The following is a 24,228-nucleotide window of genomic DNA, read 5'->3' as shown; positions in this document are numbered from 1 at the left end:
GGCTCCCTCGGGTAGTCAAACTTGAAGACCCTCCGAGGGTAGCCGTGGCGCGCACGCTGGTGGAGGTCAGTCCGCCAGTTCGGCCCAGAAATTGGTGAGGGAGGTCAGGCCCAGGCTCGTGAGCGTGAGCATCTTGGAGCCGGTGCCCGTCGGACCCGACGAGGTGCCCGGGAGAAGGTGGAGGCGGTTCGCCGACGGGGCCGCGGCGACCAGTTCGGCGCGGCCGTCGCGGGTGTAGTCACGGAGGCTGACCGAGTGGCCGAGAGTGGCCCTCTCGCCGGGTTCGCCCTCGACGCCGGCGGTGTTGTAGTCGTACGTGCGGGCGTTCCTGCCGGTGAGACCGGACGTTCCGCCGCGCAGGACGGTGACTCCGCCGGCGGACATCCGGGGCGGCGGGCCGCCTGCCATGACGGACACGCCCGTGTCGGCGGAGGACGTTGCCGCGGCGATGATCTCGCCCGGGGTGCCCACGGCGAGGTCGGCGTAGCCGTCACCGTTGGTGTCCCCGGCCGAGACGTCACCGCCGAAGCCGTCGCCGTCCTCCGGGGTGCCGGGCACGCCGGACGTGGCCTGGGTGATGGTCCTCACCGAGCTGCTGGGACCCGTCGAGGTGCCGGGCAGGACGTACACGGCGCCGCCGGTGCCCGCGCGTTCGGCGCCGATCGCCAGGTCCCCGTACCCGTTCCTGTCGAAGTCGGCGATCGCCGCGCCGCTCGACACGAGGGTCGTGGAGGACGGGAGTTTGACGGTCTTGGTCCTCTTCGGGGCGCCGGAGCCTCCCTTGTAGAACCAGACGGTGTCCTTGAACGCCCCGACGGCCGTGTCCCATTCGCTGCCGAGGACCGCGAAGTCGGCGGTTCCGTCCTTGGTGACCTTTCCGGCGACCACGGTCTCCGGAGTGATCTCCTCGCCGCCGCGGGGGTCGAAGTCGGTCACCTTGCCACGGGAGCCGGACGTGGTGAACGGGCCGCGCATGTAGAGGATGTTCTCGGAGTCGACGGCGACCACGTCCGGCCTGCCGTCCGCGTTGAAGTCGCCGACCGAGATGTCCTTGGCGAAGCTGCGGTCCGGGTACAGGGGGTTCATGTACGAACTGCCGCGGGTGAGACCGGACCTGGAGCCCCACAGAACGGTGAACGCGCCGGAGCGGCCGTCGTGGGTCTCGCCGATCGCCGTGACGATGACGTCCCCGTAGCCATCCTGGTTCAGGTCGGCCGTGGTGATGTCCGTACCGAAGTAGTCGTTCGACTCCGACGTGCCCGCGATGCCCGGGCTGTTCTGGGTGACGACCGTGCGTCTTGCCGGGTCCAGTCCTCTGGACGTGCCCCAGATGACGACGACCGCGCCCGCGTTCCAGTGGTCGCCGACCTTGGCGCCGCGATCACCGACGGCGAGGTCGCGGTAGCCGTCGCCGTTGAAGTCGTCGGCGTACTTGGCGGCGGCCGCCGTGGCGGGCGAGGCCAGGGCGAGCGGGGTCAGTCCGGAGGTGAGGAGCGCGGCGGCCAGGAGGCAGGTGCGCTTGCGCAAGGAAGCTCCAATGGTGGTGGCGGGCCCGCACGTGGGTGCGGGCCCAACTGCCGGAAGATGTCCACCGGTTGTTGCCTGCGGCCCGACCGTCCGAGCGTGTGCGTCGGACGGTGGAGGCGAGGGCTGTGCCCGGCTTCAGAGGTATGGCTGTTAACCAGAGGTATGGCTGGTTAACAGGAGACCTCTGAGGCTGAGTGAGGGTTGTAAGGGGAGGTCGAGGTTCGGAGGATTTCCGGAGCCCGGTGTGCGGCGGAAACGGGAACTGGGCCCGCACCCTTCGCGGGTGCGGGCCCAGTCCGACGACGTACGTCAGTTGGTCGGCAGCGTTGGCTAGTTGGCCGCGTTGGCGCCGAACGTCGGCTGCGCGTCCGTCGAGACGCTCAGCGAGGACGGCGACAGGGAGCGTGCGCCGGTCGTGGTGATCTTCGTGCCGTCGGAGGGCAGGTAGACGACCGAGCCGTTGAAGCTGTTCTCGCCGTACGCGCCGACCGTCAGGTCCGCCTTGCCGTCGCCGGTGACGTCGGTGAGCTTCACCTCGCCGCCGAACCGGTCGTCCTTCTCGTCCGAGCCGGGGACACCGGCCGTGGACTGGGCGAAGTACTGGTAGCCGGAACCGGTGTTCAGGCCGGAGCCCGAGCCGTAGAGGACGGTCACCGCGCCGGTGTTCACCACGCCGCCCAGGTTCTCGCCGGGGGCGCCGGCCACCAGGTCCGCGTAACCGTCGCCGTTGATGTCGCCGAGGGACAGCTCGCTGCCGAACCAGTCGCCGCGCTCGGAGGAACCGGGCACGTTGCCGCTGTTCTGGGACACGGCGACCGTGGTGGCCGGGCCGTCCGCGGAGCCGTAGACGATGTGGACCTTGCCGCCGTCGACCGACTCGGGCACGGACGGGCTGCCGTCCTTGGTGGGGTCCCAGTCCTGGCCGGTGACGATGTCGCCGAAGCCGTCGCCGTTGACGTCGGCGATGCCGGTGATGACGCCGCGCTTGAGCTCCTGCGCGTACGCCGCGTCCAGGCCGGAGGCCGTGCCGGGCACGTAGAAGTTGGTGTTGAAGCCGTAGTCGCTGTCGGTCTCGTAGCCGTTGACGACCAGGTCGGTCCGCTTGTCGCCGTTGACGTCGCCCGCGGCGAGCACCAGCGTGCCGGTGTCGCCACCGGACTGGAGGTCCGTCCTGAAGGAGTGGCGGCCGCCGTACGTGCCGGACTTGGTGATGCCGCCCTTGAAGACGTACACCGAGTTCGACGAGGAGCCGACCGCGAGGTCCTCCGTGCCGTCGCCGTCGAAGTCGCCCGCGGCGAGCGCCGTGCCCCAGCGGTCGTGCGACGAGGGCGCCGCGTCCTTGATCGTGGTGGCGCCGGACAGACCGCTCGTCGAGCCCCACGCGATGAGCACGGTGCCGCCGTCGGTGTCGCCGTCGACGTCCTCGTACGGGGCGGACACGGCGAGGTCGTCGAAGCCGTCGCCGTTGAAGTCGCCGTACGCGCTGACCCAGCCGAACCCGTCGTTGGTCTCGGCGGTACCCGGGACACCGGTCGTGTTCTGGCTGATCGTCGTGCGCTTCGTGGTCGTCACGCCGCTCGCCGAGCCGTACAGGGTGACGATCTGGCCGGCGCCCTTCTTGCCGCCGACGGTGGCCCAGCCGGCCGAGTACGCGACATCGCCGTAGCCGTCGTTGTTGAAGTCCGCCACGGGGTGGTGGACCGAGTCCCCGGCCGTCGCCGTCGAGGCCGAGAACGTGAGCAGACCACCCGTCAGCGCGGCAGCGGTCGCCGTCGCGAGGGTGAGTCGCAGGTGCTTGTGCATGCGGGATTCTCCTGCTGCATGCGGGGACGCCTGGCGGGCGCCCGCAGTTCAATGGGGTGCGTACCGTCCGCGTTTGCCCGAAGTTTCCCCGGGGTTGGCGGGTGGTTGGCGATCAGGAGACCCGTGAGGTGGGGGCAGGGTTGTATGTGGGGCGGAGGTTTTCTCAGAGACTTCTGAGGTCAGAGGGCTAATTGGGGCATACGGGGAGAGGGTGAGCCCCTTTAGTTGCGCGGACGGGGAGAAGCCGACATACGACCTGATTCCGCCGGTCACTCCGACCGCAACGGCACATCAGCCTTCCATCCCCAGGAACCCGGAACTGGAGAAGGAGAGCTCGGGCTTGCGCGCGATCAGGCCCTGCTTCGCGCCCCGGTACACGGCAACCGTGTCCTTCGTGTCCCCGCGATACGTCCGCACCACCAGATCCGCCCGCCCGTCCCCGTCGAAGTCGGCCACCTTCAGCACCCGGGTGGTGCCCTGGGCCGGCGGCGGAACGGTCACCATCCCGGACGCGGACACTCCGTCGGCGCGCCCCTTGAACACCCGCAGTTCCGAGCCACTGGAGACGAGTTCGCTCACCCCGTCCGCGTCGAAGTCACCGGAGTCCAGGACCGAACCGGCGACGTCGAGTTCACCGCGCCGGGCGCCCGGAACGTCGTAACGCAGCGCAGTCCCCCGCATCGAACCGATGGCCGCGTCGAGCCCCTCGCCCGCTCCGAACTGTCCGAAAGTGACGTCGATACCGCTCGGGAGGGCGACCGGAGCACCGGTGGGTCCGGCCGGTCCGCCCGGGACGAGGGCGGAGGTGGAGGAGGAGGCGGCGGAACCCTCGGTGGTACGGACGAGAAGGTCGTCGTATCCGTCACCGTTGACGTCCGCGGCCGGGGGAGCGGGGACGTTCCCGGGCGAGACGAGGGGCGCACCGGCCGCCTCGGGCGCTCCCTTACGCGTGAAAGGCCCCCGCAGATAGCTGAGTTGCCGGTCGGAGGCGTGGACGACCAGATCCATCGCCTCATCCCCGTCGAAATCCCCGCACACGGGCTGATCCGGCCAGTCATTGCCGAAACGTGCCTGCGCGGGAATCACCAGCTTCACACCCTTCCCCGCCAGCCCCCGGGAGGATCCGAAGAGGATCTGCAACGGCACCGGCGGCTGCCCCAGCCCGTCGTACGGCGGATCGGTCGAGACGACGAGATCGGTGAACCCGTCCTGGTCGAGGTCGCAGCTCGCCTCGGCGTCGAAGACGGCGGGCACCTGCCCGCCGGTGGCGGCGGCGTGCCGCGCGGCGCTCAGCAACTGCCTTGCTCCCGGGGCGAGTCCACGCGCCGACCCGTAGACGACGCCGATCCCGCCGTCGTCCCCATGGCTGTCGCGCTTCACGAGGTCGTTGAGGACGAGGTCGCGGTGCCCGTCCCCGTTGAAGTCGTCGGCCGTACGGCTACCCCTGCCGAGCGGGACGGGAAGCCGGGCGGGAGCTTTGGCGACGGTGACGGATTTGCGTTGTCCCGCCGCGGCTCCGTCGCCCTTTGGGCCGGGGGTGGAATCGCAGGCGACGACGAGGCTGCCTACGACGAGACATCCGGCGAAGACTGCCGCCACACGCGTAACTGCTCTTCGCCCGCTCAACGTGAACCTCACCTGGCCCGGAGACAACAACGCGGGTCATCATGCACTTGTTCGAGCGGGGGGTAAATGGCGATGTCCGGTTCCGTCACTCGGAAGTGACCGGCGAGTAGGGGTGGCGCCACGCCCTCCTCCGCAGCGGTGTGGTCTACCGCGTCGGCCAGACCAGCGCCTGGGCGACGATGACGCGTTCGCCGTTGAAAGTGACGGCCGGGCCTTCGTGCAGTTCGTAGCCGAGGCCGAGTGCTTCGCTCACCCGCCGGCAGAACGTCTCGTCGTCCGGGCCGGTCAGGACTCGATAGGCGGGCAGTCCGTCTGGTGGCATGCTCATGAGGGCAAGGATCTCAGACGGGCGGGGAAGGAGATTGACCTGAACTTAACTTCAGGTTTTAGCGTTGCCGCATGGACACCACGAACTCCACTCTCCCCGCCCAGGACATCGACGAGCAGCGGATCCGCGAACTCGTCGCGCGGAGCCAAGAGGCGCAGACCGACCCGGAGGTGCTCCCGGCACTGCACACCTCCGACCTCGTCCTCATCAACGTCGCCGGCCGACGCCTCTTCGGACGCGAGACCTTCGCCTCCGCCATGGCCGAGGCGCTCTCCTCCTCGCTGAAGGACGTCCGCACCGAGCTGGCGATCGACGACATCCGGTTCGTCACCCCCGACGTCGTCATCGTGAGCCTGACCAAGACGATCCACGACGAGCGAGCCGAGTCGGAGAACGCGTCCGCACTCCCCTCGACCGGCGCGATGACCTACGTCATGACCCGCGAGAACGACGACTGGCGCATAGCCCTGGCACAGACGACACCGATCCGCTGAGCACCGAGCACCGGAGGCGACGGCACCCGGGGTCATTCCGTCTCCGTGAACCGTCCGTCGTGGAACGCCACCACATCCTTGCCGCCGCCGTCGACGACCCAGACGTACGAGGGTCCCCGCTCCGGCAGCGTCCAGTGCAGGACGACCTCGTCGCGGCCGTCCTGGTCGAAGTCGCGTACGGCGGCGAGACGGGCGTACCGATCGTTCTTCTTCACGCCTCGGTCGGTGCCGGGGACGCGGGCGGGGCCGATGCGGCTCAGCGTGTCGGTGCCGGGGGCGGCGCGGTCGCGCAGGAGGCCGCGTACGACGGTGACGTCCGGGTGGACGGGGTACGTGTCCGTCGTGTCGCCGATCAGCAGTTCGTCGCGGCCGTCGCCGTCCAGGTCGCCGGTGAGGTAGTCGCCGGCGAGGTCCAGGTCGTACGGCCGCGGCGGTCCTCCGTCGCCCGGGTAGACGGTGAAGGTGCCGTCCACGCCGGGTGCCTCGGTCTCGTACCCGGGTTCGTCGTTGCGGCTGCCGCTGTCCCCGACGACCAGATCGCCCTTGCCGTCCCCGTCGAAGTCACCGGAGGCGACCGAACTGCCGGTCCTCAACTTCCTTGCCCGCGCGGCGAATCCGCCGGGACCGTCGCCCGCCTCGAGCAGGAATGCCTCACGCTGCTCGTCGTCGGTGGTCCTGGAGGCGACGAGGTCGGCGGTCCGGTCGCCGTCCGCGTCGACGGCGCGGAGCGAGTACGCGTTGTAGGAGTCGGGGTGGTTGACGGGGTCCGGGCGGCTGTCACCGCGCCGGGACGGGCTGCCGTTCCGGTCGATGGGGCCGTACAGGACGCGGAAGGCGGGATTGTCCTGGGTGTCCTCGACGGCGGGCAGGTCGAGACGCCCGTCGCCGTCGAAGTCGCCCGGCGTGCCGGTGAGTTCGGCCAGGCCGGTGCTCTGCGTCCGCGGGTCGGGGCCGGTCGGACCGCCCCAGATCACATCCGGGCCGAACTTCAGGTCGGCGTAGCCGTCGGCGTCGAGATCGGCGAGGACGGGGTACGGCTGAAGGACCGGGCTCAGCTTGACGGGCAGGGCCGCGACATTCGGCTCCAGGACGGTGCGGACCGCGGGGTCGAGGCCCTTGGCGGAGCCGTAGACGACGACCGCGCAGTTCTGCCTGGCCCTGCCGTACTCGTCGGCCCGGCCGTACGCGGCGGCGTACGCGAGGTCGGGATATCCGTCGCCGTTCACGTCGTCCGCGATCGTGCCGCCATCGCCCCGCGGCACGGGCACGGCGCTCACGGGAGCCGCCGATGGCGCCTCTTCCGGCGTGCCGTCGTCGCCGCTGTCCGCGCCGCACCCGATGACACCGCCCAGCACCACCACGGCACACGCCCCGGCGACTGCCCCGCGCAACGCTCTCATGCCACGACAACACCCCATGTCCCGGGTCTGAGCCAGGACATGGGGTGCTTCGTTACGGGGCCGTGCCCGCTACTTCACCGGCTCGGGCTTCGGTGTGCTCTGCGCTTCCGCCTCGCCGGCCGGGTCCACCGGTGTCCTGACGGAGTCGAGGAGCAGCTGGGCCACGTCCACGACCTGGATGGACTCCTTGGCCTTGCCGTCGTTCTTCTTGCCGTTGACCGAGTCGGTCAGCATGACGAGGCAGAACGGGCAGGCCGTCGAGACGATGTCCGGGTTCAGTGAAAGGGCTTCGTCGACGCGCTCGTTGTTGATGCGCTTGCCGATCCGCTCCTCCATCCACATCCGCGCACCACCGGCGCCGCAGCAGAAGCCGCGTTCCTTGTGGCGGTGCATCTCCTGCTGGCGCAGGCCCGGGACGGCCGACATGATCTCGCGCGGGGGCGTGTAGATCTTGTTGTGGCGGCCCAGGTAGCAGGGGTCGTGGTAGGTGATGAGCCCGTCCACCGGGGTGACCGGCAGCAGCTTGCCCTCGTCGATGAGGTGCTGGAGCAGCTGGGTGTGGTGGATGACCTCGTAGTCGCCGCCGAGCTGCGGGTACTCGTTGGCGATGGTGTTGAAGCAGTGCGGGCAGGTGGAGACGATCTTCTTGGCGGACTTCGGCTTCTTCGACTCCGCGGTGACGTTGCCCTCGTCGTCCGTCTCCTCGCCGAACGCCATGTTCAGCGCGGCCACGTTCTCCATGCCGAGCTCCTGGAAGAGCGGCTCGTTGCCCAGACGCCGGGCGGAGTCACCGGTGCACTTCTCGTCGCCGCCCATGATCGCGAACTTGACGCCCGCGATGTGCAGGAGTTCCGCGAAGGCCTTCGTGGTCTTCTTGGCGCGGTCCTCGAGGGCGCCCGCGCAGCCGACCCAGTACAGGTAGTCGACCTCGGAGAGGTCCTCGAGGTCCTTGCCGACCACCGGCACCTCGAAGTCGACCTCCTTGGTCCACTCCAGGCGCTGCTTCTTGGCCAGGCCCCAGGGGTTGCCCTTCTTCTCCAGGTTCTTGAGCATCGTGCCCGCCTCGGACGGGAACGCGGACTCGATCATCACCTGGTAGCGGCGCATGTCGACGATGTGGTCGACGTGCTCGATGTCGACCGGGCACTGCTCGACGCAGGCACCGCAGGTGGTGCAGGACCACAGGACGTCCGGGTCGATGACGCCGTTCTCCTCGACGGTCCCGATCAGCGGCCGCTCGGCCTCGGCGAGGGCGGCGGCGGGTACGTCCTTGAGCTGCTCGGCGCTCGCCTTCTCGTTGCCCTCCATGTCCTTGCCGCCGCCGGCCAGCAGGTAGGGGGCCTTGGCGTGCGCGTGGTCGCGCAGGGACATGATCAGCAGCTTGGGGGAGAGAGGCTTGCCGGTGTTCCAGGCCGGGCACTGCGACTGGCAGCGCCCGCACTCGGTGCAGGTGGAGAAGTCCAGCAGGCCCTTCCAAGAGAACTGCTCGACCTGGGAGACGCCGAAGACGTCGTCCTCGCCCGGGTCGGTGAAGTCGATCGGCTTGCCTCCGGAGGTCATCGGCTGCAGGGCGCCGAGGGCGGTCTCACCGGTGGCGTTGCGCTTGAACCAGATGTTCGGGAAGGCCAGGAAGCGGTGCCAGGCCACACCCATGTTGGTGTTCAGCGAGACCACGATCATCCAGATGAACGAGACGCTGATCTTCACCATCGCGGTGAAGTAGACCAGGTTCTGCAGCGCGGAGACGCTCAGCCCGTCGAAGGCGAGGACCAGCGGGTACGAGGCGAAGTACCCGGCCTCGTAGCCCTCCACGTGGTGCAGCGCGCCCTCCAGGCCGCGCAGGGTGTAGATCGCCAGGCCGATGGTGAGGATGACGTACTCGACGAAGTACGCCTGGCCGGCCTTGGAGCCCGCGAACCTGGACTTGCGGCCCGCCCTTGAGGGCAGGCTCAGCAGGCGGATCACCATGAGCACGGCGATGCCCAGGACGGTCATCACGCCGATGAACTCGGTGTACATCTCGAACGGCAGGAAGTCGCCGATGACCGGCAGCACCCAGTCGGCCTGGAAGAGCTGGCCGAACGCCTGCACCAGGGTCGGCGGCAGCGTCAGGAAGCCGACCGCCACGAACCAGTGGGCGAAGCCGACGACGCCCCATCGGTTCATCCGCGTGTGGCCGAGGAACTCCCGCACCAGCGTCACACTGCGCTGGTAGGGGTTGTCGATACGGCTCCCCGCGGGCGCGGGCTGGCCGAGCTTGAAGTACCGGACGAACTGGCCGATGGCGCGTGCGAGCAGCGCGACGCCGACCACGGTCAGAACCAGCGACACGATGATCGCGGCGAGTTGCATTTGGGGCTCCTCGGGCCTGCGAGGCTTCCTCCGAGCGGCCTCCACGACCTCTCGAAGCTCATTACTAAGCGGTAACTTATGCAGTCCTCTGAGACTACCCACTTCTAGTGCCGCACTGTAGCCAGAGGTGCGGTGATCTGCGTCGCTGAGGTTTGCCTGAGTGGTTCCGTTGTCGTCTGCGGGTCGTCGAGGGCTGGTCGCGCAGTTCCCCGCGCCCCTTTCGGGGCGCACCCACCTCCCGGTCTCGCAGGTCAAACCCTCATTGCGCGTAAGGAAGAGATAAGAGTTGAGCCAGGTCGACTCAGCTCCTTTGACCCAGCGGCGAGCGTCGTGCACACTTGAGTCCGTTCCACTCAAGTCATTGCTGGAGGAATCGAAATGGCACGTGCGGTCGGCATCGACCTGGGCACGACTAACTCCGTCGTCAGCGTTCTGGAGGGCGGTGAGCCCACCGTCATTACGAACGCCGAGGGCGCCAGGACCACGCCGTCCGTCGTCGCCTTCGCCAAGAACGGTGAGGTGCTCGTCGGCGAGGTCGCGAAGCGCCAGGCGGTCACCAACGTGGACCGGACCATCAGGTCCGTGAAGCGTCACATGGGTACTGACTGGAAGATCGAGCTGGACGGGAAGCCCTTCAACCCCCAGCAGATCTCCGCCTTCATCCTGCAGAAGCTGAAGCGCGACGCCGAGGCCTACCTGGGTGAGAAGGTCGCGGACGCGGTCATCACCGTTCCCGCCTACTTCAACGACTCCGAGCGTCAGGCGACGAAGGAGGCCGGCGAGATCGCGGGTCTGAACGTCCTGCGGATTGTCAACGAGCCGACGGCCGCCGCCCTGGCCTACGGTCTCGACAAGGACGACCAGACCATTCTCGTCTTCGACCTCGGTGGCGGCACCTTCGACGTCTCGCTGCTGGAGATCGGCGACGGTGTCGTCGAGGTGAAGGCCACCAACGGTGACAACCACCTCGGTGGTGACGACTGGGACCAGCGCGTCGTCGACTACCTGGTGAAGCAGTTCGCCAGCGGCCACGGCGTGGACCTCGGCAAGGACAAGATGGCTCTCCAGCGCCTCCGCGAGGCCGCCGAGAAGGCCAAGATCGAGCTGTCCTCGTCCACCGAGACCTCGATCAACCTGCCGTACATCACCGCGTCCGCCGAGGGCCCGCTGCACCTGGACGAGAAGCTCACACGCGCCCAGTTCCAGCAGCTGACGGCCGACCTTCTGGAGCGCTGCAAGACGCCGTTCCACAACGTCATCAAGGACGCCGGCATCAACCTCTCCGAGATCGACCACGTCGTTCTCGTCGGTGGCTCCACCCGTATGCCGGCTGTCGCCGAGATCGTCAAGGAGCTGACCGGCGGCCGGGACGCCAACAAGGGTGTGAACCCGGACGAGGTCGTCGCCATCGGCGCCGCGCTCCAGGCCGGTGTCCTCAAGGGTGAGGTCAAGGACGTCCTGCTCCTCGACGTGACCCCGCTGTCCCTCGGTATCGAGACCAAGGGCGGCATCATGACGAAGCTCATCGAGCGGAACACGACGATCCCGACCAAGCGGTCCGAGATCTTCACCACCGCCGAGGACAACCAGCCGTCCGTCCAGATCCAGGTCTACCAGGGCGAGCGCGAGATCGCGGCGTACAACAAGAAGCTCGGAATGTTCGAGCTCACGGGCCTTCCGCCGGCCCCGCGCGGTGTCCCGCAGATCGAGGTCGCCTTCGACATCGACGCCAACGGCATCATGCACGTGACCGCGAAGGACCTGGGCACGGGCAAGGAGCAGAAGATGACCGTCACCGGCGGCTCCTCGCTGCCGAAGGACGAGGTCGACCGGATGCGCCAGGAGGCCGAGCAGTACGCGGACGAGGACCACAAGCGCCGCGAGGCCGCCGAGAGCCGCAACCAGGGCGAGCAGCTCGTCTATCAGACGGAGAAGTTCCTCAAGGACAACGAGGACAAGGTCCCCGGCGACGTCAAGACCGAGGTCGAGACGAGCATCGAGGAGCTGAAGACCGCGCTCAAGGGCGAGGACACCGCCGAGATCCGTACGGCCACCGAGAAGGTCGCCGCCGTCTCCCAGAAGCTCGGCCAGGCGATGTACGCCGACGCCCAGGCCGCGCAGGGTGCCGCCGCCGGCGCCGAGGCCCCGGGTCCCGACGCGGGCGCCGGTGCCAAGGCCGCTGACGACGACGTCGTCGACGCCGAGATCGTCGACGAGGACCGCAAGGATGGTGCCGCGTGACGGAGGAGACCCCGGGCTTCGACGAGCAGCCGCAGCAGGCCGCGTCGCCGCAGCAGCCCGACGTCCCCTCCGGCGCCACCCCTGAAGACGCCGAGCCGAAGGCTGCCCCCTCCGTGGAGGAGGGGGCGGCCCCGGCCGGGGACGCGGCAGCAGCAGCGCAGATCGCAGGCCTCACGGCTCAGCTGGACCAGGTGCGCATGGCGCTCAACGAGCGCACGGCGGACGTCCAGCGGCTCCAGGCCGAGTACCAGAACTACCGCCGCCGGGTCGAGCGCGACCGGATCGCGGTCAAGGAGATCGCCATCGCGAACCTCCTGACCGAGCTCCTGCCCGTGCTCGACGACATCGGCCGCGCGCGGGAACACGGCGAACTGGTCGGCGGTTTCAAGTCCGTGGCCGAGTCGCTGGAGACCGTCGCGGCGAAGATGGGCCTGCAGCAGTTCGGCAAGGAGGGCGAGCCCTTCGACCCGACGATCCACGAGGCCCTGATGCACAGCTACGCGCCGGACGTCACGGAGACGATGTGCGTGGCGATTCTGCAGCCGGGGTATCGCATCGGCGAGCGCACCATCCGCCCCGCGCGGGTGGCGGTGGCCGAGCCGCAGCCGGGCGCGCAGACGGTCAAGTCCGACGAGACGGATGCGACGACAGCGGCGGCCGACGACAAGGAGAGCGGTGGCCCGGACGAGGGCTGACGTGAAACAGGGCGTACGCGCGCGCGTATGGATCAAGAACACCAAGCGCGTACGTGACAGGGACGTACGGAAGGAGGGGCGTCGAGGATGAGCACCAAGGACTTCATCGAGAAGGACTACTACAAGGTCCTCGGCGTCCCCAAGGACGCCACCGAGGCCGAGATCAAGAAGGCGTACCGGAAGCTCGCCCGCGAGTACCACCCGGACGCCAACAAGGGGAACGCGAAGGCCGAGGAGCGCTTCAAGGAGATCTCCGAGGCGAACGACATCCTCGGGGACCCCAAGAAGCGCAAGGAATACGACGAGGCACGCACCCTCTTCGGCAACGGCGGCTTCAGGCCCGGACCCGGCGCCGGAGGCGGCTCCTTCAACTTCGACCTGGGCGACCTCTTCGGAGGCGGCCCCCAGGGCGGAGGACAGGCGGGGGGCGGCTTCGGCGGCGGCATCGGTGATGTCTTCGGGGGCCTGTTCAACCGCGGCGGCGCGACCACCGGCACGCGTACGCAGCCGCGGCGCGGCCAGGACATCGACACCGAGGTCACGCTGAGCTTCACGGAGGCGGTGGACGGCGCGACCGTTCCCCTCCGCATGACCTCGCAGTCGCCCTGCAAGGCCTGTTCGGGCACCGGCGACAAGAACGGCACGCCGCGTGTGTGCCCGACCTGCGTCGGCACCGGCCAGGTGGCCCGGGGTTCGGGCGGCGGCTTCTCGCTGACCGACCCCTGCCCGGACTGCAAGGGCCGCGGCCTGATCGCGGAGCACGCGTGCCTGGTCTGCAACGGCTCGGGGCGCGCCAAGTCGTCCCGGACCATGCAGGTCCGTATCCCCGCCGGGGTGTCGGACAGCCAGCGCATCCGCCTCCGCGGCAAGGGAGCGCCGGGCGAACGGGGCGGGCCCGCGGGCGACTTGTACGTCACCGTGCATGTGGACGCGCACCCGGTCTTCGGCCGCAAGGGCGACAACCTCACCGTCACCGTGCCCGTCACCTTCGCGGAGGCGGCGCTCGGCGGCGAGGTCCGCGTGCCCACGCTCGGGGGACCCCCGGTCACCCTGAAGCTGCCGCCGGGCACGCCCAACGGCCGTACGATGCGCGCCCGCGGCAAGGGTGCGGTCCGCAAGGACGGCACCCGCGGAGACCTGCTGGTCACCGTCGAGGTGAGTGTCCCGCAGGACGTTACGGGGAAGGCTCGTGACGCGCTTGAGGCGTATCGCGAGGCGACCGCGGGTGAGGATCCGCGGGCGGAGCTGTTCCAGGCCGCGAAGGGAGCATGAGGACACCATGGACGCAACCGGACGCCGTCGTAACCCCTATGAGCTGACGGAAGAAACACCGGTGTACGTCATCTCGGTGGCCGCCCAGCTCTCCGGTCTGCACCCGCAGACCCTGCGCCAGTACGACCGCCTCGGCCTGGTCTCCCCGGACCGCACGGCCGGGCGCGGCCGCCGCTACTCGGCCCGCGACATCGAACTGCTGCGCACCGTCCAGCAGTTGTCGCAGGACGAGGGCATCAACCTCGCCGGCATCAAGCGCATCATCGAACTGGAGAACCAGGTGGCCGCCCTCCAGTCCCGCGTCGCGGAACTGGAATCGGCCCTGGACGGCGCGGCCACGGCCATGCAGCAGCGCGAGGCCGCCGTCCACGCCTCGTACCGCCGCGACCTGGTCCCGTACCACGAGGTCCAGCAGACGAGCGCGCTGGTGGTGTGGCGGCCGAAGCGACAGCAGTCCTCGGACTGACGCTTCGTCAACTGAGTGAAGCGGCCCGGAGGTTGAGCAAACCTCCGGGCCGCTTCGCGCTGTCAGGCGTTTTCCCGGCTCCCTCGCTCTTGATCGCCCGTGCTGATGCACGCTGGGCCGGTCGGCGGCTGTTCAGCCCAGTTGCAGGCGGTCGGCCAGGCCCGCCGCGGTGAAGGCATGCACCACGTCGTCGCGGTTTTCTGTGAAGTGGGCCCAGCTGTCGCAGTGGACCGGGACCACCCGGCGGGCTCCGAGGATCTGGGCGGCTTCGGCGGCCTGGGCGCTGTCGAGGACGAGCGGTGCGCCGTCAAAGAGGAAGGGGAAACGGGGAGCCCCGGCGAAGAGGACGGCGGTGTCGACCGGGCCGAACCGCTCGGCTGTCTGCTTGACCAGAGTGAGTGAGGCGTTGTCGCCGCTGACGTAGACCGTGGGCAGGTCGGCGGAGGTCAGGACGAAGCCGACGACCTCGCCGGTGATCGACTCGACGTCCTCGACGCCCTCGGGGCCGTGCAGGGCCGGTGCGCCCGTCACGGTCACGGTGCCGCCGTCGGGGCGGTGCAGGTCGACCGAGTCCCAGGGCGCGAGGCCCTGCGCGGTGCCGCCGAGGCGGGCCGCGCCGCTGGGAGTGGTGAGCGTGACGGGTACGTCGGCGAGGAGGGCCCGGCCCGAGTTGTCGAGGTTGTCGGGGTGCTCGTCGTGGGAGAGCAGGACCGCGTCGACGGGGCCGAGGTCGGCGGGCGTGATGGAGGACGGCGCGGTCTTGGTCAATGAGGCGCCCGGTCGTTGGTACTCACCGGGTGCGTCGAAGGTGGGGTCGGTCAGGAAGCGCAGTCCGCCGTACTCGATGAGGGCCGTCGGGCCGCCGAAGACGCGGACGGGGATCTGGTCGGCGGGTGTGCGGGCAGCGGTCATGGCAGGGAACACCTCACGGATCTCGGGGCTCACGAATGCATGTCTCACGGATGAGTTGCGTTCTATCCGTGATGTGACCGTAGTCGCTCCTCACGGATGGGCGCAAGCCGTACCATGAGAACCGTGAACGAGAACGTGACCGCCGAGTCCGTGGAGCCCACTCCGCCGCCCGCGCCGGGCGCGGAGCAGTACCCCGCGCTCGACTTCGCCAACAGCGCCGTCGCCCTGCCCGGCGGCCAGTTCCTCGACTTCCTCGGCACTCCCGCCGCGGCCAATCGGTGGCTGACCGAGCACGGCCTCGCCCCCGTGGACGCCGGAATGCGGGAGATGTGCGCCGCGCAACTGCGTTCCCTGCGCGAACAGATCCGGTCGCTGCTCGCGTCCCGCGTTGCCGGCCTGCCCGCGCTGCCCACGGCTCTGTCCGCCGTCAATGACGCGCTGACCAGGGTTCCCACGGCCGCCCTGCTGCAGTGGGACGAGAAGAACGGTCCCTACCGCGCGGCCCCGCACCCGACCACCGAGATCGTGGACCACGCCCTCGCGACCCTCGCCGCGGGCGCCGCCGACCTGCTCACAGGGCCCGACGCCGAACGCCTCACCGCCTGCGGCTCACCTCCCTGCAACCGTTACCTGGTGCGGCACGGCCGCCGCCACTGGTGCTCGACCCGCTGCGGCGACCGCGCCCGCGCGGCCCGCGCCTACGCCCGCCGGACCCGGCCGCAGTCGTCAGATTGACGACGCGTCAGGCGCCCTGAGTAGCCCGGAGTTTTGCCTCCCAGCCCCTTATCTGTTTCCCCAATCCTGGGCATCTGCCTTGCGGTTGGGGCATCGAGGCATTGGGGCATCCTTACGGTTACGGCGCGAGCAGGGGGGATCGGGTGGCGCGAGTGTGGGAGAGAGCCGGAGTTGTGGCCTGGGCTCCGGTCCGACTGCGGCTTGCCGGGGCGGTCTTGGGGGTCGCCGTATCCCTGCTGGTCATCGGCGTCGCGGGGCTGGCGTTCGTGGTGCGGGGCGACGGTCAGGGAGCGCGGAACCTTGTGTGGCTCGTGGTGTTGCTCGGCGCGATCGGCCTGATCGGCCTCGCCGGCGCGGGCGACTGGCCCTCGTGGCACGGCAGAGTGGCCCTGGTTGTCGCGTCGCTCTTTCTCCTGACGCTGCTGGAGCTCATGGCCGACGCCGTCCTCGACTGGCGGGGCGAGGCCACGGAGATGCAGGTCACCGACCGCGTCACCAAGGAGGAGGGCGCACCCGTGATGACGAACTCCCGCTGCGAACTCCGACGTCCGGACAACACGTCCCTGGTGCTCGACTCGAGCAAGGGGCTCTTCCGGCGGGGCCAGTGCGACGCGAACGTCCAGGTCGGCGATCGCATGGTGGTGTACGAGGACCCTGAGGGACTGGTGGCACCGCGCTCGTTCGGTCCGTTGGTCTCCGTGGGCCAACTGGGCCTGATCGCGGGCGGAGTCACGATCGTACTGATGACCCTGACCGCCGAAGCGGCGGTCCGCAGCCGCGATTGACGTGGGTGCGGGTGCGGGTGCGGGTGGTTGGGGGTTGCGAGCGCGGGGGTTGGGGCGCCGCGTCACGGCCGGGGTACTGTTCCCCACCCGACATCAGGTCTGGCCGGACCCCGGACGCCGTGCGACGAAGACGAACTCCCGGCTCGGCCGGTCGGGTGCGTCGCGGATGTCCTCCACCACGTACCCCTGCGCGATCAGCTCCGTCTCGATCTCCTCACGTTCGCGGAAACGCAGCGTCGAGTCCGACGTCAGCTTCTGCCCGTCTGTGGCGAACACATAGGTCCAGCGGAACGTCACCAGCGGTCCATTGACCTTGATGAGATCGACCCAGCTCTCGACCGCGCCGACGCCGGGAATCTCCGTAATCCCGTACGAGGCCTCGCGGTTCCACTCCGACCAGGCACCCCTGGCCGGATCCCGGGTCTCGAAGACCAGATGGCCACCGGGGCGTAGAGCTTCGTAGATTCCGCGCAGTGTCATCCGCCATGCGTGGGGATCGACCATCTCCTGGGCGACGTTCGCCGTCATGGTCGCGAGGTCGACCCGCAGTGGAGGGAGTGCTGTCGCGTCACCGCAGATCCAGCGCACCCGTTCGCTGCCGGGCTTGCCGCGGGCCACATCGACGGATGCCTGGGCTGGATCGACACCGATGACCTCGATACGGCGATCGGCGAGCAGGAGCGCGAACACGCCTGTCCCGCAGCCGATGTCCAGGACCTGACGCGCCCCGACCTCCTCCGCGATGCGGACGTATGCGTCGAGGTCGCTTCGGTCGGGGTCGAGCGGGTCGTAGATCGCGGCGAGCCGCGGATCAGCGAAGGCCTCGCCCGCCATCAGGTGTTGTGAGGCGGGCGGGCGTTTGCACTGACGTGGTGCAGAAGGCCGGCGAGGTCCTGCGGGCCGCCGTTGAACGTCGACTTCTGCCAGTTGAGTTCAGGCATCCGCGCCTCCCTAAAGGGTGTAGAGGACGTGCTGGATGAGGGCCAGAGGATCCTTCACGGAGTGTGCTTCCGGGGCCGACGATACGTCGATCGGGGCCAAGGCGTGATCGGCGAGCCGCTCGAACAGCCTCCCGTACTGAAGCAAGGCTCGCCGGGTGCGGGCCAGTCATCCCCACCCCCGACCGGAGCCGACGCCCATGGATTGCCGTCGTCCGAGTGGCCCGGCTGCGGGAAGAAGCCGAGAAGTCGAGAAGCCGAGTCCGTCGGCCCCCTCCCGCAGCGTGGGGCTACCGGCCCAGCGACTGCCAGATCGTCAGCGCCAGCGCCATGCACGACGTTGCCGCCGCGAGGGAAGGCAAGGGCCAGCGTGTGCGTTCCAGGGCCTCGATGCGCGCCTCGTGTTCGTCGAGGGTCTTGTCGGTCTGGTCGGCGCGCTGGAGGAGAAGCGCGAGATCGCCGCGGGTGGTGGCGAAGCCGACGTCCACCGAGCGACGCAGCCGCTCCAGCTCCAGGACGACCTCCTCGGCCTCGGTCGAGTTCATCGGCGGCCTCCCGGTGTGATCGGGCCGGTTAACGGCTTGGCGGTGCTCACGGGGCGGTTCAGTGCGGTGTCCATGAATCGATGGCCTTCGTTTCGAGTTCTTCGGGGCACCGGCCGCAGTGCGAGCCGTTCGCTTACGGCTGCAACCCCATCCCAGGTATGGGAACATATGTTCGATCGTTGCGAACGAGCGAACAGGGTTGCATGGTGCGAGCGCGTGCGCAAGTTGATTCGCCTGGGAGGGCTGGTGTGATGGCAGAGCTACGGACGGTGCCTGAACAGGCTTGTGTGGAGCACTCGTTGCCGAATCTCCACGGTTACGTGCGAGCGCGCACACTTGCCGGTGCAGGTGCGATAGGTACCCTCTCCCCGCGACGACAGGAGAGCGGACACATGGGTTCCAGCTCACGGGCCGGAGCCCGTACAGACCACACCTACCGGGCCGCGGGACTCGAGGAGTTCGCCGGCTGGATCGAGGATCTGCTGCGCGGCCGCGGCTACGACATCGACAGCCCGCGAGGCGGTGGCCGTTCGAAGCTCGCCGATGACGCCGGAGTGCACAGGGCCGCCGTCAGCCGGCTGCTCCAGCGGCAGTCCATGCCCGACCTGGAGACGATGCGGCGCATCGCGGCCGTGCTCGGCGTGCCGTTGCGGGAGATGCTCATCCGCTCGGGCCGGCTGACCGAGGACGATCTGCCGCTCACGGGTGGCGGTCGCCCCGTGGACGGTGACGGGGGCTGGGACGGGAGCGGCGAGGGCCACACGTTGCTCAGCCCGGAGGAGGCCGCTCGCCGCATGGGCGTCCCGCCCGAACTGCGGGACCTGTTCGCCAAGGTGGCGCGGCAGTTCCTGCCGGAGGGCGGTTGACGGCGAAGGGGCCGGGGCGCGGCATGGGGAATCCAGGAGGGGGCCGTGGCGACGAGACGGAACGCGTCGCCGTACTCATGGGCGAACTCCTCGCCGTATTCGCCGAGAAGGTCAGGACGGCGGGTCCGGAGTCCGTCCGCGTCCTCACCGAGGAAGAACTCCAGCGTCACCAGCTGAACTGGTTCCGCGCGGGCTGGGACGAACACGCCCGCGCCACCGGCCGGCAGCACCTCGAAGGCCCGGCCCGTCCGTCGGCCCGCCCCGGCTCCGACCCCGGCGAGCACCCCGACACCGAGGACTTCCCGGCCCCGCCCCCGGCCCGCCTCCTCCGTTTTCCCGACCGCCCGCACGAGGGGCACGACAAGGACTGAACGGCGTGAGGTACCGCGCCCCGTAAGGGGCGCGGGGCTGTATTGATATGCGGCTCCGCCGCGTGGGCGCGACCAGCCCCCACCGGCCCGGAGGTTCATCACCGTTCTTCCAGCGGAGCGCTTAGGCGCTCGTAGCGCAGGAGCACCACGCCGTTGCCGAAGACGCGGGATTCGGTGAGGCGGAGGCGGGCGAGGGCGTCGGTTTCGCGGAAGAGAGGGTTGCCGCGGCCGAGGAGGACCGGGTGGACGTAGATCGAGTACTCATCGATCAGGTCGTGCCGCCGGAACTCCGCCGCGAGATTCGCCCCGCCGACCACGAGGTCCCCGTCGGCCTGTTCCTTGAGCGCCCTGATCGCCTCGGGTACGACCTCCCGTACGACGGTCGCGTTCCAGTCGGCCTTCTCCAGCGTCCGTGAGAACACGATCTTCGGCATGTCCCGCCAGATGCCGGCGAACTCGCGCATGGGCTCGGAGAGCTCCGGGTCCTGGTCCGCGGTCGGCCAGAACTCCGCCATCAGCTCGTGTGTGACACGGCCGGTCAGGAGGCCGCCCAGCGCTCCGATGCGCGCGTTGAAGTGCCGCAGCAGTTCGTCGTCGACCGTGTGCCAGTCAATCTCGCGGTTCGGCCCCTCGAAGAACCCGTCGAGGGAGACGGACATGCTCAGGATGATCTTTCGCATCGCTGACCTCGCCGTGGAGTGTCGGGGCGGATCGGATCGGATCGGATCGGATCGGAGCGGATCGGGGCGGATCGGGGCGGATCGGAATGCCAGTGCCACTCCATCGCAGGAGCCGGGCGCGGGCAAGCGCGTCGCCGTGATGCGGCGTGGCACAACTAGGGAGAGCTGGGGGGAGGGAGGACCAGGGGGAAGAGGCGGTCACCGACCAGCCCCTTCCCCGTGTCCTCCGTCGGGTCACCGAGCCGGGCGGCGCGCCTACGGCTCGTCGAAGATCTCGGCCAGGTCGCAGGCCAGGTCGGAGGCCCAGTCCACCGCGTCGGCCCCGAGCCAGTCCACCGCGTCGGCTCCCAGCCAGTTCGCCACGTCGGCCCCGGTCCAGTCCGCCACGTCGGCCCCGGCCCAGTCCTTCTCCGCCTCGGCCGTCCCCGTCCCGGTCTCTGTCTCGGCCTCGGTCTCTGTGGAGTTCTCCTGCTCCTTGGGCGGCTTCGACGGGGCCTGGAGCCAGCTTTCCCAGCTTTCGAGGTCGCGCTCCATGTACTGCTCGACGCAGGCGACGATCGCCTCGTGGAGAGTGTCGGATCCGGTGAGGCCGAGCTTGGTCCAGTCGACGTCACACGCGTCGGGGAGGGGGGCGGGCGCTGCCTTCGGTGCGGCACCGGTGTCGGCCGGGGCGGCCGTCGCGGGCGTACCGGCCGTCAAGGCCAGGCAGCCGGCCGCCATGAGAGGTATGAGGCATCGGGAGATCGTGCGCATGGTGACTCCAACGCGAGTGGGGACGTGAGCGGGACGAGCTGTCTGGTCCCGGCAACTCCTCCCAGCAACTTCCGAGAGCCGCGCCGCCGCAATCCGTACGCGGCTGATCAGGTGCCTTCACTGACCCGGACGTGGTGTTCTGCCCCGTTCTTCCCCGTTCTCCCCCGCTCTGCTCCGCTCCGGCCCTTCCGCCCACCCCTGTGCCATCCCGCCCGCTCGCCTCGTACGACGGCCCTGTGGGCCCCCGTCCGGCGGATCCCCCCGACATCACCCCGGTCTCTCCACAGGTTTCTGTTGCGATCTCGTTAGCAGTTACTCCTTGACGCCTCGGGAACCCCCGCGTTGGCTTTTCGTCACCTGGGCACGCACTTGCGCCCTCGTCCGGAAGGCACCCGAAGTGAACAGCGCCATACGTCGAACCGCCATAAGCATCACTGCTTCCACTCTGACCCTCACGCTCGCCGCGTGCGGAGTGCTCGACGGGAGCAGCGACGGAGCGGAAGCGAGCCCGACCAAGGGTGACGACATCACGGTGGGCCTGCTGCTCCCGGAGAAGGCGAACTCCCGCTACGAGAAGTTCGACTACCCCATCGTCAAGAAGAGGGTCGACCTGCTGACCGACGGCAAGGGGAAGGTCGTCTACGCCAACGCCGAGCAGGACGCCGACGCACAGAACAAGCAGCTCACGCAGATGATCGACGACAAGGTCGACGTACTGCTCGTGGACGCGGTGGACTCCAAGGCCATCGCCTCCGGTGTGAAGAAGGCCAAGGACGCGGGGATTCCCGTCATCGCGTACGACCGGCTGGCCGAGGGCCCGATCGACGCGTACGTCTCGTTCGACAACGAGGCGGTCGGCCAGGTGCAGGGCCGGGCCCTGGTCGACGCGCTGGACGACGACAAGTCCCAGAAGATCGTCATGATGAACGGCGCGGTGACGGACCCGAACGCCGCCCAGTTCAAGGCGGGCGCGCTCGCCGAGCTCGACGGCAAGGTGACCATCGCCAAGCGGTACGACACCAAGGACTGGAAGCCGTCGAACGCCCGGGCCAACATGATGGCGGCCATCTCCTCCATCGGCGTGGACAACATCGCCGGCGTGTACTCCGCCAACGACGGCATGGCGGGCGGCGTCATCTCCGCGCTCAAGGCCGCGGGCGTCACCGACCTGCCGCCGGTCACCGGCCAGGACGCGGAGCTCGACGCGGTGCAGCGCATCGTCATCGGCGACCAGTTCATGAGCGTCTACAAGCCGTACCCGCAGGAGGCCGAGACCGCCGCCGAGATGGCCGTGGCCCGCGTCCGCGGCCACGGCATCGAGTTCGACGCCCTCACCCCCGACAAGGTCTCCAGCCCCAGCAACGAGAACATTCCGGCCAACCTCCTCCAGGTCTCCGCCCTGACCAAGGACACCGTCATGTCCACGGTCATCCGGGACGGCATCTACACGGTCGACCAGATCTGCACGTCCAAGTACAAGGCGGCGTGCGAGTCCCTCGACATCAAGTAGTTCTGTTCGACGTCGACGCGCGTAACCGGGACGGGTCAGGATCATCCACGCATCCACGCATCCACGCATCTGCGCATCTGCGTGAAGGCGTCCTGACCCGCCCACCCTCCGGTGGAGCTCCGTTCACGCCACCCGCGTGAACTCCACCGTCACCTCCGGCGGTCCTCCGGCCACTCCCCGGTACACCCCCTTGTGCGGGGTCACGTCGTCGTAGTCGCGGCCGCGGCCGACGACCACGTGGGACTCGTCGGCGCGGGTGCGGTTGGTGGGGTCGTAGCCGGCCCAGTCGCCCGCCCAGTACTCGATCCAGGCGTGGCTCTGGCCGGCGACGGGGCGGTGGAGTTCGGCGTCGCGTTCCGGGTGGAGGTAGCCGGAGACATAGCGGGTGGGGAGGCCCAGGGCGCGGAGGAGTCCCGCCGTGAGGTGGGCAATGTCCTGGCAGACGCCCGCGCCCTGCTCCCAGGCCTCGGCGGCGCTGGTGTTCACTCCGGTGGAGCCGGGGATGTACGAGACCCGGTCCGCGACCAGGTGAGAGACCGCCACGGCCGTTTCGTGGGGATCCAGGCCCGCGGCGGCCGTACGGGCCCGGTCGATCAGCTCTTCGGGGACGGCTGTGCGCGAGGTCTGTACCGCCTGTTCCAACAGGCGGGAGTTCGCGACCCGTTCGGCCACCTCGGTCCAGGAGGGGGCAACGGGCAGACCGGCCGGCGGGGCCGTCTCCACCAGGCTCACCGCTGTGATCGTCAGGTCCTCGTGCGGCTCCATCAGGTCGAAGCCGGTGACCTGGGTGCCCCAGTAGTCCCAGTACGACCAGGTGGCGGTGGACGGGTTCACCAGCACCCGGGCGTCCAGCGTCGTCTGGCCGGGGAGCGTCAGCGGGGTCATGCGGACCTCGTTGTGGGAGGAGACCGCGGCCTGTGCGTACGAGACGCGGGTGATGTGGCGGATGCGGAGTCGGCGTGTCATCGGCGTCCTCACGCTCCTTCCTGGGCCCACTCGACGGGCCCCTGGTACGGGAAGAACTTCTCCGCGACCGCCTCGGCGGACGTCATGCAGGACGACTGCAACTCCTGGAGAAGGGACGGGAGTACGTCCTCCAGGGCCGTCGAGTCCAGGTACTCGAGGCGGGTGCGCATCCTGCCGATCGGGCGGCGTGCCGGGTCCTGGCGCGCGCGGCCGAGCGCCGCCAGGCACTCCTCCGCGGTGGTCAGCGCGTGCAGCACCGAACGCGGGAAGTGCCGGTCCATGATGAGGAATTCGGCCACCCGGGCGGTGTCCCCGAAACCGCCGTACACCCGCGCGTACGCCTCGTCCGCCCCGCTCGCGCTGAGCAGCGTCGGCCAGTCGGGCGCGTGCGGCGCGTCCAGCACCCGTACGGACAGCAGTCGTACGGTCATGTCCACCCGCTCCAGGCTCCTGCCGAGGACGACGAAACGCCAGCTGTCGTCCCGGCTCATCGTCGAGTCGGCGAGCCCGAAGAACAGCGCCGCCCGGCGCCTGACCAGCTCCAGATAGGCGTACGGGCCGGTGCGGCGGGCCGCGAGGCGCTGGTCGGCGAGGGCGTGCCAGGTGGAGTTGAGGCACTCCCACATCTCGGAGGAGACGGCCTCGCGGGCGCTGCGCGCGTTCAGCCGGGCGGCGCCCAGCGCGCCCTCGATGGAGCAGGTCGAGCGCCCGTCGAAGGCCAGCTGATCCAGTACCTGCTGCATGTCGACGCGTTCGTCCCCCGCGTCGACGCCGAGGATCGCGTACAGCGAGCGGCAGGCCACGTCCTCGTCCCGCCAGGGGTCTTCGAGGAGCCGGTGCAGATAGGCGTCGAGGATGCGGCCGGTGGCGTCGGCCCGTTCGACATAGCGGCCCGTCCAGGTCAGCGCTTCGGCGATGCGGGAGAGGATCACGTCGTTCACGGCCGTACCTCCTGCTCCTTGG

The 24,228-nt window shown here is 69.4% G+C and carries 23 protein-coding genes; 10 read left to right on the top strand and 13 right to left on the bottom strand.

All coding sequences use genetic code 11. The features are described from left to right. Window positions 1–66 precede the first annotated feature (66 nt). From GAS53_RS08490 to GAS53_RS08475, 4 genes are all read right to left on the bottom strand, one after another. On the bottom strand, window positions 67–1,527 hold the full coding sequence (locus GAS53_RS08490) for an FG-GAP-like repeat-containing protein (RefSeq protein ID WP_151476853.1): 1,461 nt from the start codon (window positions 1,525–1,527) through the stop codon (window positions 67–69). 330 nt (window positions 1,528–1,857) lie between these two features. Continuing rightward, window positions 1,858–3,330 (bottom strand): VCBS repeat-containing protein, encoded by a 1,473-nt coding sequence (locus tag GAS53_RS08485; RefSeq protein ID WP_151476852.1) that lies wholly within the window; start codon window positions 3,328–3,330, stop codon window positions 1,858–1,860. A 291-nt stretch (window positions 3,331–3,621) separates the two neighbouring features. After that, on the bottom strand, window positions 3,622–4,929 hold the full coding sequence (locus GAS53_RS08480) for an FG-GAP repeat domain-containing protein (RefSeq protein WP_192583018.1): 1,308 nt from the start codon (window positions 4,927–4,929) through the stop codon (window positions 3,622–3,624). Between the two features lie 172 nt (window positions 4,930–5,101). Further along, complete coding sequence (locus tag GAS53_RS08475) at window positions 5,102–5,284, bottom strand: DUF1737 domain-containing protein (protein WP_151476850.1); 183 nt, start codon at window positions 5,282–5,284, stop codon at window positions 5,102–5,104. Window positions 5,285–5,355: 71 nt separating this feature from the next. Here GAS53_RS08475 and GAS53_RS08470 point away from each other — a divergent pair, with 71 nt between their 5' ends. Next, window positions 5,356–5,778 carry an SgcJ/EcaC family oxidoreductase gene (locus GAS53_RS08470; protein WP_151476849.1) on the top strand — a complete coding sequence of 141 codons (423 nt, stop codon included), beginning with the start codon at window positions 5,356–5,358 and terminating at the stop codon, window positions 5,776–5,778. A gap of 32 nt (window positions 5,779–5,810) precedes the next feature. On the opposite strand, the gene GAS53_RS08465 is transcribed toward GAS53_RS08470, so the two are convergent. Then, entirely contained in the window at window positions 5,811–7,178 is a 1,368-nt protein-coding gene (locus tag GAS53_RS08465) for an FG-GAP repeat protein (RefSeq protein ID WP_151476848.1), read from the bottom strand. A gap of 69 nt (window positions 7,179–7,247) precedes the next feature. Next, on the bottom strand, window positions 7,248–9,530 hold the full coding sequence (locus GAS53_RS08460; protein WP_151476847.1) for a (Fe-S)-binding protein: 2,283 nt from the start codon (window positions 9,528–9,530) through the stop codon (window positions 7,248–7,250). Between the two features lie 378 nt (window positions 9,531–9,908). On the opposite strand from GAS53_RS08460, the gene dnaK reads away from it, so the two are divergent. The 4 genes from dnaK to GAS53_RS08440 all read left to right on the top strand — a co-directional run bounded on the left by dnaK (window position 9,909) and on the right by GAS53_RS08440 (window position 14,204). Further along, window positions 9,909–11,771 carry a molecular chaperone DnaK gene (gene dnaK / locus GAS53_RS08455; protein ID WP_151476846.1) on the top strand — a complete coding sequence of 621 codons (1,863 nt, stop codon included), beginning with the start codon at window positions 9,909–9,911 and terminating at the stop codon, window positions 11,769–11,771. Beyond that, a complete protein-coding gene (gene grpE, locus GAS53_RS08450; RefSeq protein WP_151476845.1) occupies window positions 11,768–12,466 on the top strand; it encodes a nucleotide exchange factor GrpE in 699 nt (232 codons plus the stop codon). Before dnaK ends, grpE begins: the two co-directional genes overlap by 4 nt. 87 nt (window positions 12,467–12,553) lie before the next feature. Continuing rightward, a complete protein-coding gene (gene dnaJ / locus GAS53_RS08445; RefSeq protein ID WP_151476844.1) occupies window positions 12,554–13,738 on the top strand; it encodes a molecular chaperone DnaJ in 1,185 nt (394 codons plus the stop codon). Between the two features lie 7 nt (window positions 13,739–13,745). Beyond that, window positions 13,746–14,204, top strand: coding sequence for a heat shock protein transcriptional repressor HspR (locus GAS53_RS08440; RefSeq protein WP_151476843.1), 459 nt, complete (start codon window positions 13,746–13,748; stop codon window positions 14,202–14,204). 132 nt (window positions 14,205–14,336) lie between these two features. Here GAS53_RS08440 and GAS53_RS08435 read toward each other — a convergent pair whose 3' ends face one another. Continuing rightward, window positions 14,337–15,116, bottom strand: a complete 780-nt coding sequence (locus GAS53_RS08435; protein ID WP_151476842.1) for an MBL fold metallo-hydrolase — start codon at window positions 15,114–15,116, stop codon at window positions 14,337–14,339. 114 nt (window positions 15,117–15,230) lie between these two features. Here GAS53_RS08435 and GAS53_RS08430 point away from each other — a divergent pair, with 114 nt between their 5' ends. Continuing rightward, complete coding sequence (locus GAS53_RS08430) at window positions 15,231–15,851, top strand: CGNR zinc finger domain-containing protein (protein ID WP_192583017.1); 621 nt, start codon at window positions 15,231–15,233, stop codon at window positions 15,849–15,851. A 215-nt stretch (window positions 15,852–16,066) separates the two neighbouring features. Then, on the top strand, window positions 16,067–16,636 hold the full coding sequence (locus GAS53_RS08425; protein WP_151476840.1) for a hypothetical protein: 570 nt from the start codon (window positions 16,067–16,069) through the stop codon (window positions 16,634–16,636). A 93-nt stretch (window positions 16,637–16,729) separates the two neighbouring features. On the opposite strand, the gene GAS53_RS08420 is transcribed toward GAS53_RS08425, so the two are convergent. Together GAS53_RS08420 and GAS53_RS08410 are read right to left on the bottom strand one after the other, a co-directional pair. After that, window positions 16,730–17,470: a class I SAM-dependent methyltransferase gene (locus GAS53_RS08420; protein ID WP_151476839.1), complete on the bottom strand. Its 741-nt coding sequence runs from the start codon at window positions 17,468–17,470 to the stop codon at window positions 16,730–16,732. A 394-nt stretch (window positions 17,471–17,864) separates the two neighbouring features. Beyond that, complete coding sequence (locus GAS53_RS08410; protein WP_151476838.1) at window positions 17,865–18,119, bottom strand: hypothetical protein; 255 nt, start codon at window positions 18,117–18,119, stop codon at window positions 17,865–17,867. A gap of 392 nt (window positions 18,120–18,511) precedes the next feature. Here GAS53_RS08410 and GAS53_RS08405 point away from each other — a divergent pair, with 392 nt between their 5' ends. Together GAS53_RS08405 and GAS53_RS08400 are read left to right on the top strand one after the other, a co-directional pair. Next, entirely contained in the window at window positions 18,512–18,985 is a 474-nt protein-coding gene (locus GAS53_RS08405; RefSeq protein ID WP_151476837.1) for a helix-turn-helix domain-containing protein, read from the top strand. A gap of 23 nt (window positions 18,986–19,008) precedes the next feature. Further along, complete coding sequence (locus GAS53_RS08400; protein WP_151476836.1) at window positions 19,009–19,356, top strand: hypothetical protein; 348 nt, start codon at window positions 19,009–19,011, stop codon at window positions 19,354–19,356. A gap of 98 nt (window positions 19,357–19,454) precedes the next feature. On the opposite strand, the gene GAS53_RS08395 is transcribed toward GAS53_RS08400, so the two are convergent. Together GAS53_RS08395 and GAS53_RS08390 are read right to left on the bottom strand one after the other, a co-directional pair. Beyond that, window positions 19,455–20,036: a dihydrofolate reductase family protein gene (locus tag GAS53_RS08395; protein WP_151476835.1), complete on the bottom strand. Its 582-nt coding sequence runs from the start codon at window positions 20,034–20,036 to the stop codon at window positions 19,455–19,457. A 255-nt stretch (window positions 20,037–20,291) separates the two neighbouring features. Continuing rightward, complete coding sequence (locus GAS53_RS08390) at window positions 20,292–20,789, bottom strand: hypothetical protein (RefSeq protein WP_151476834.1); 498 nt, start codon at window positions 20,787–20,789, stop codon at window positions 20,292–20,294. Window positions 20,790–21,186: 397 nt separating this feature from the next. Here GAS53_RS08390 and GAS53_RS08385 point away from each other — a divergent pair, with 397 nt between their 5' ends. Next, complete coding sequence (locus GAS53_RS08385) at window positions 21,187–22,299, top strand: sugar ABC transporter substrate-binding protein (protein ID WP_225858805.1); 1,113 nt, start codon at window positions 21,187–21,189, stop codon at window positions 22,297–22,299. 123 nt (window positions 22,300–22,422) lie between these two features. Here GAS53_RS08385 and GAS53_RS08380 read toward each other — a convergent pair whose 3' ends face one another. Then, window positions 22,423–23,265 carry a transglutaminase family protein gene (locus GAS53_RS08380; protein ID WP_151476833.1) on the bottom strand — a complete coding sequence of 281 codons (843 nt, stop codon included), beginning with the start codon at window positions 23,263–23,265 and terminating at the stop codon, window positions 22,423–22,425. 8 nt (window positions 23,266–23,273) lie between these two features. Beyond that, the gene (locus GAS53_RS08375; protein ID WP_151476832.1) at window positions 23,274–24,206 is read right to left on the bottom strand and encodes an alpha-E domain-containing protein; all 933 of its coding nucleotides are present in this window, start codon (window positions 24,204–24,206) and stop codon (window positions 23,274–23,276) included. Window positions 24,207–24,228: the final 22 nt, after the last annotated feature.

The sequence above is a fragment of the Streptomyces albicerus genome, assembly GCF_008905045.1.
Lineage (GTDB): Bacteria > Actinomycetota > Actinomycetes > Streptomycetales > Streptomycetaceae > Streptomyces > Streptomyces albicerus.
The sequence above is the reverse complement of the archived record's forward strand: the minus strand, read 5'-3'. Positions and strand labels throughout refer to the sequence as shown.

Coding starts and splice junctions, on each gene's coding strand:
- dnaJ (WP_151476844.1), top strand. CDS start 12,554: ATGAGCACCAAGGACTTCATCGAGAAGGACTACTACAAGGTCCTCGGC.
- GAS53_RS08485 (WP_151476852.1), bottom strand. CDS start 3,330: ATGCACAAGCACCTGCGACTCACCCTCGCGACGGCGACCGCTGCCGCG.
- GAS53_RS08440 (WP_151476843.1), top strand. CDS start 13,746: ATGGACGCAACCGGACGCCGTCGTAACCCCTATGAGCTGACGGAAGAA.
- GAS53_RS08465 (WP_151476848.1), bottom strand. CDS start 7,178: ATGAGAGCGTTGCGCGGGGCAGTCGCCGGGGCGTGTGCCGTGGTGGTG.
- GAS53_RS08470 (WP_151476849.1), top strand. CDS start 5,356: ATGGACACCACGAACTCCACTCTCCCCGCCCAGGACATCGACGAGCAG.
- GAS53_RS08430 (WP_192583017.1), top strand. CDS start 15,231: ATGAGAACCGTGAACGAGAACGTGACCGCCGAGTCCGTGGAGCCCACT.
- GAS53_RS08380 (WP_151476833.1), bottom strand. CDS start 23,265: ATGACACGCCGACTCCGCATCCGCCACATCACCCGCGTCTCGTACGCA.
- GAS53_RS08405 (WP_151476837.1), top strand. CDS start 18,512: ATGGGTTCCAGCTCACGGGCCGGAGCCCGTACAGACCACACCTACCGG.
- GAS53_RS08395 (WP_151476835.1), bottom strand. CDS start 20,036: ATGCGAAAGATCATCCTGAGCATGTCCGTCTCCCTCGACGGGTTCTTC.
- GAS53_RS08460 (WP_151476847.1), bottom strand. CDS start 9,530: ATGCAACTCGCCGCGATCATCGTGTCGCTGGTTCTGACCGTGGTCGGC.
- GAS53_RS08390 (WP_151476834.1), bottom strand. CDS start 20,789: ATGCGCACGATCTCCCGATGCCTCATACCTCTCATGGCGGCCGGCTGC.
- GAS53_RS08410 (WP_151476838.1), bottom strand. CDS start 18,119: ATGAACTCGACCGAGGCCGAGGAGGTCGTCCTGGAGCTGGAGCGGCTG.
- dnaK (WP_151476846.1), top strand. CDS start 9,909: ATGGCACGTGCGGTCGGCATCGACCTGGGCACGACTAACTCCGTCGTC.
- GAS53_RS08475 (WP_151476850.1), bottom strand. CDS start 5,284: ATGAGCATGCCACCAGACGGACTGCCCGCCTATCGAGTCCTGACCGGC.
- GAS53_RS08400 (WP_151476836.1), top strand. CDS start 19,009: ATGGGGAATCCAGGAGGGGGCCGTGGCGACGAGACGGAACGCGTCGCC.
- GAS53_RS08420 (WP_151476839.1), bottom strand. CDS start 17,470: ATGGCGGGCGAGGCCTTCGCTGATCCGCGGCTCGCCGCGATCTACGAC.
- GAS53_RS08435 (WP_151476842.1), bottom strand. CDS start 15,116: ATGACCGCTGCCCGCACACCCGCCGACCAGATCCCCGTCCGCGTCTTC.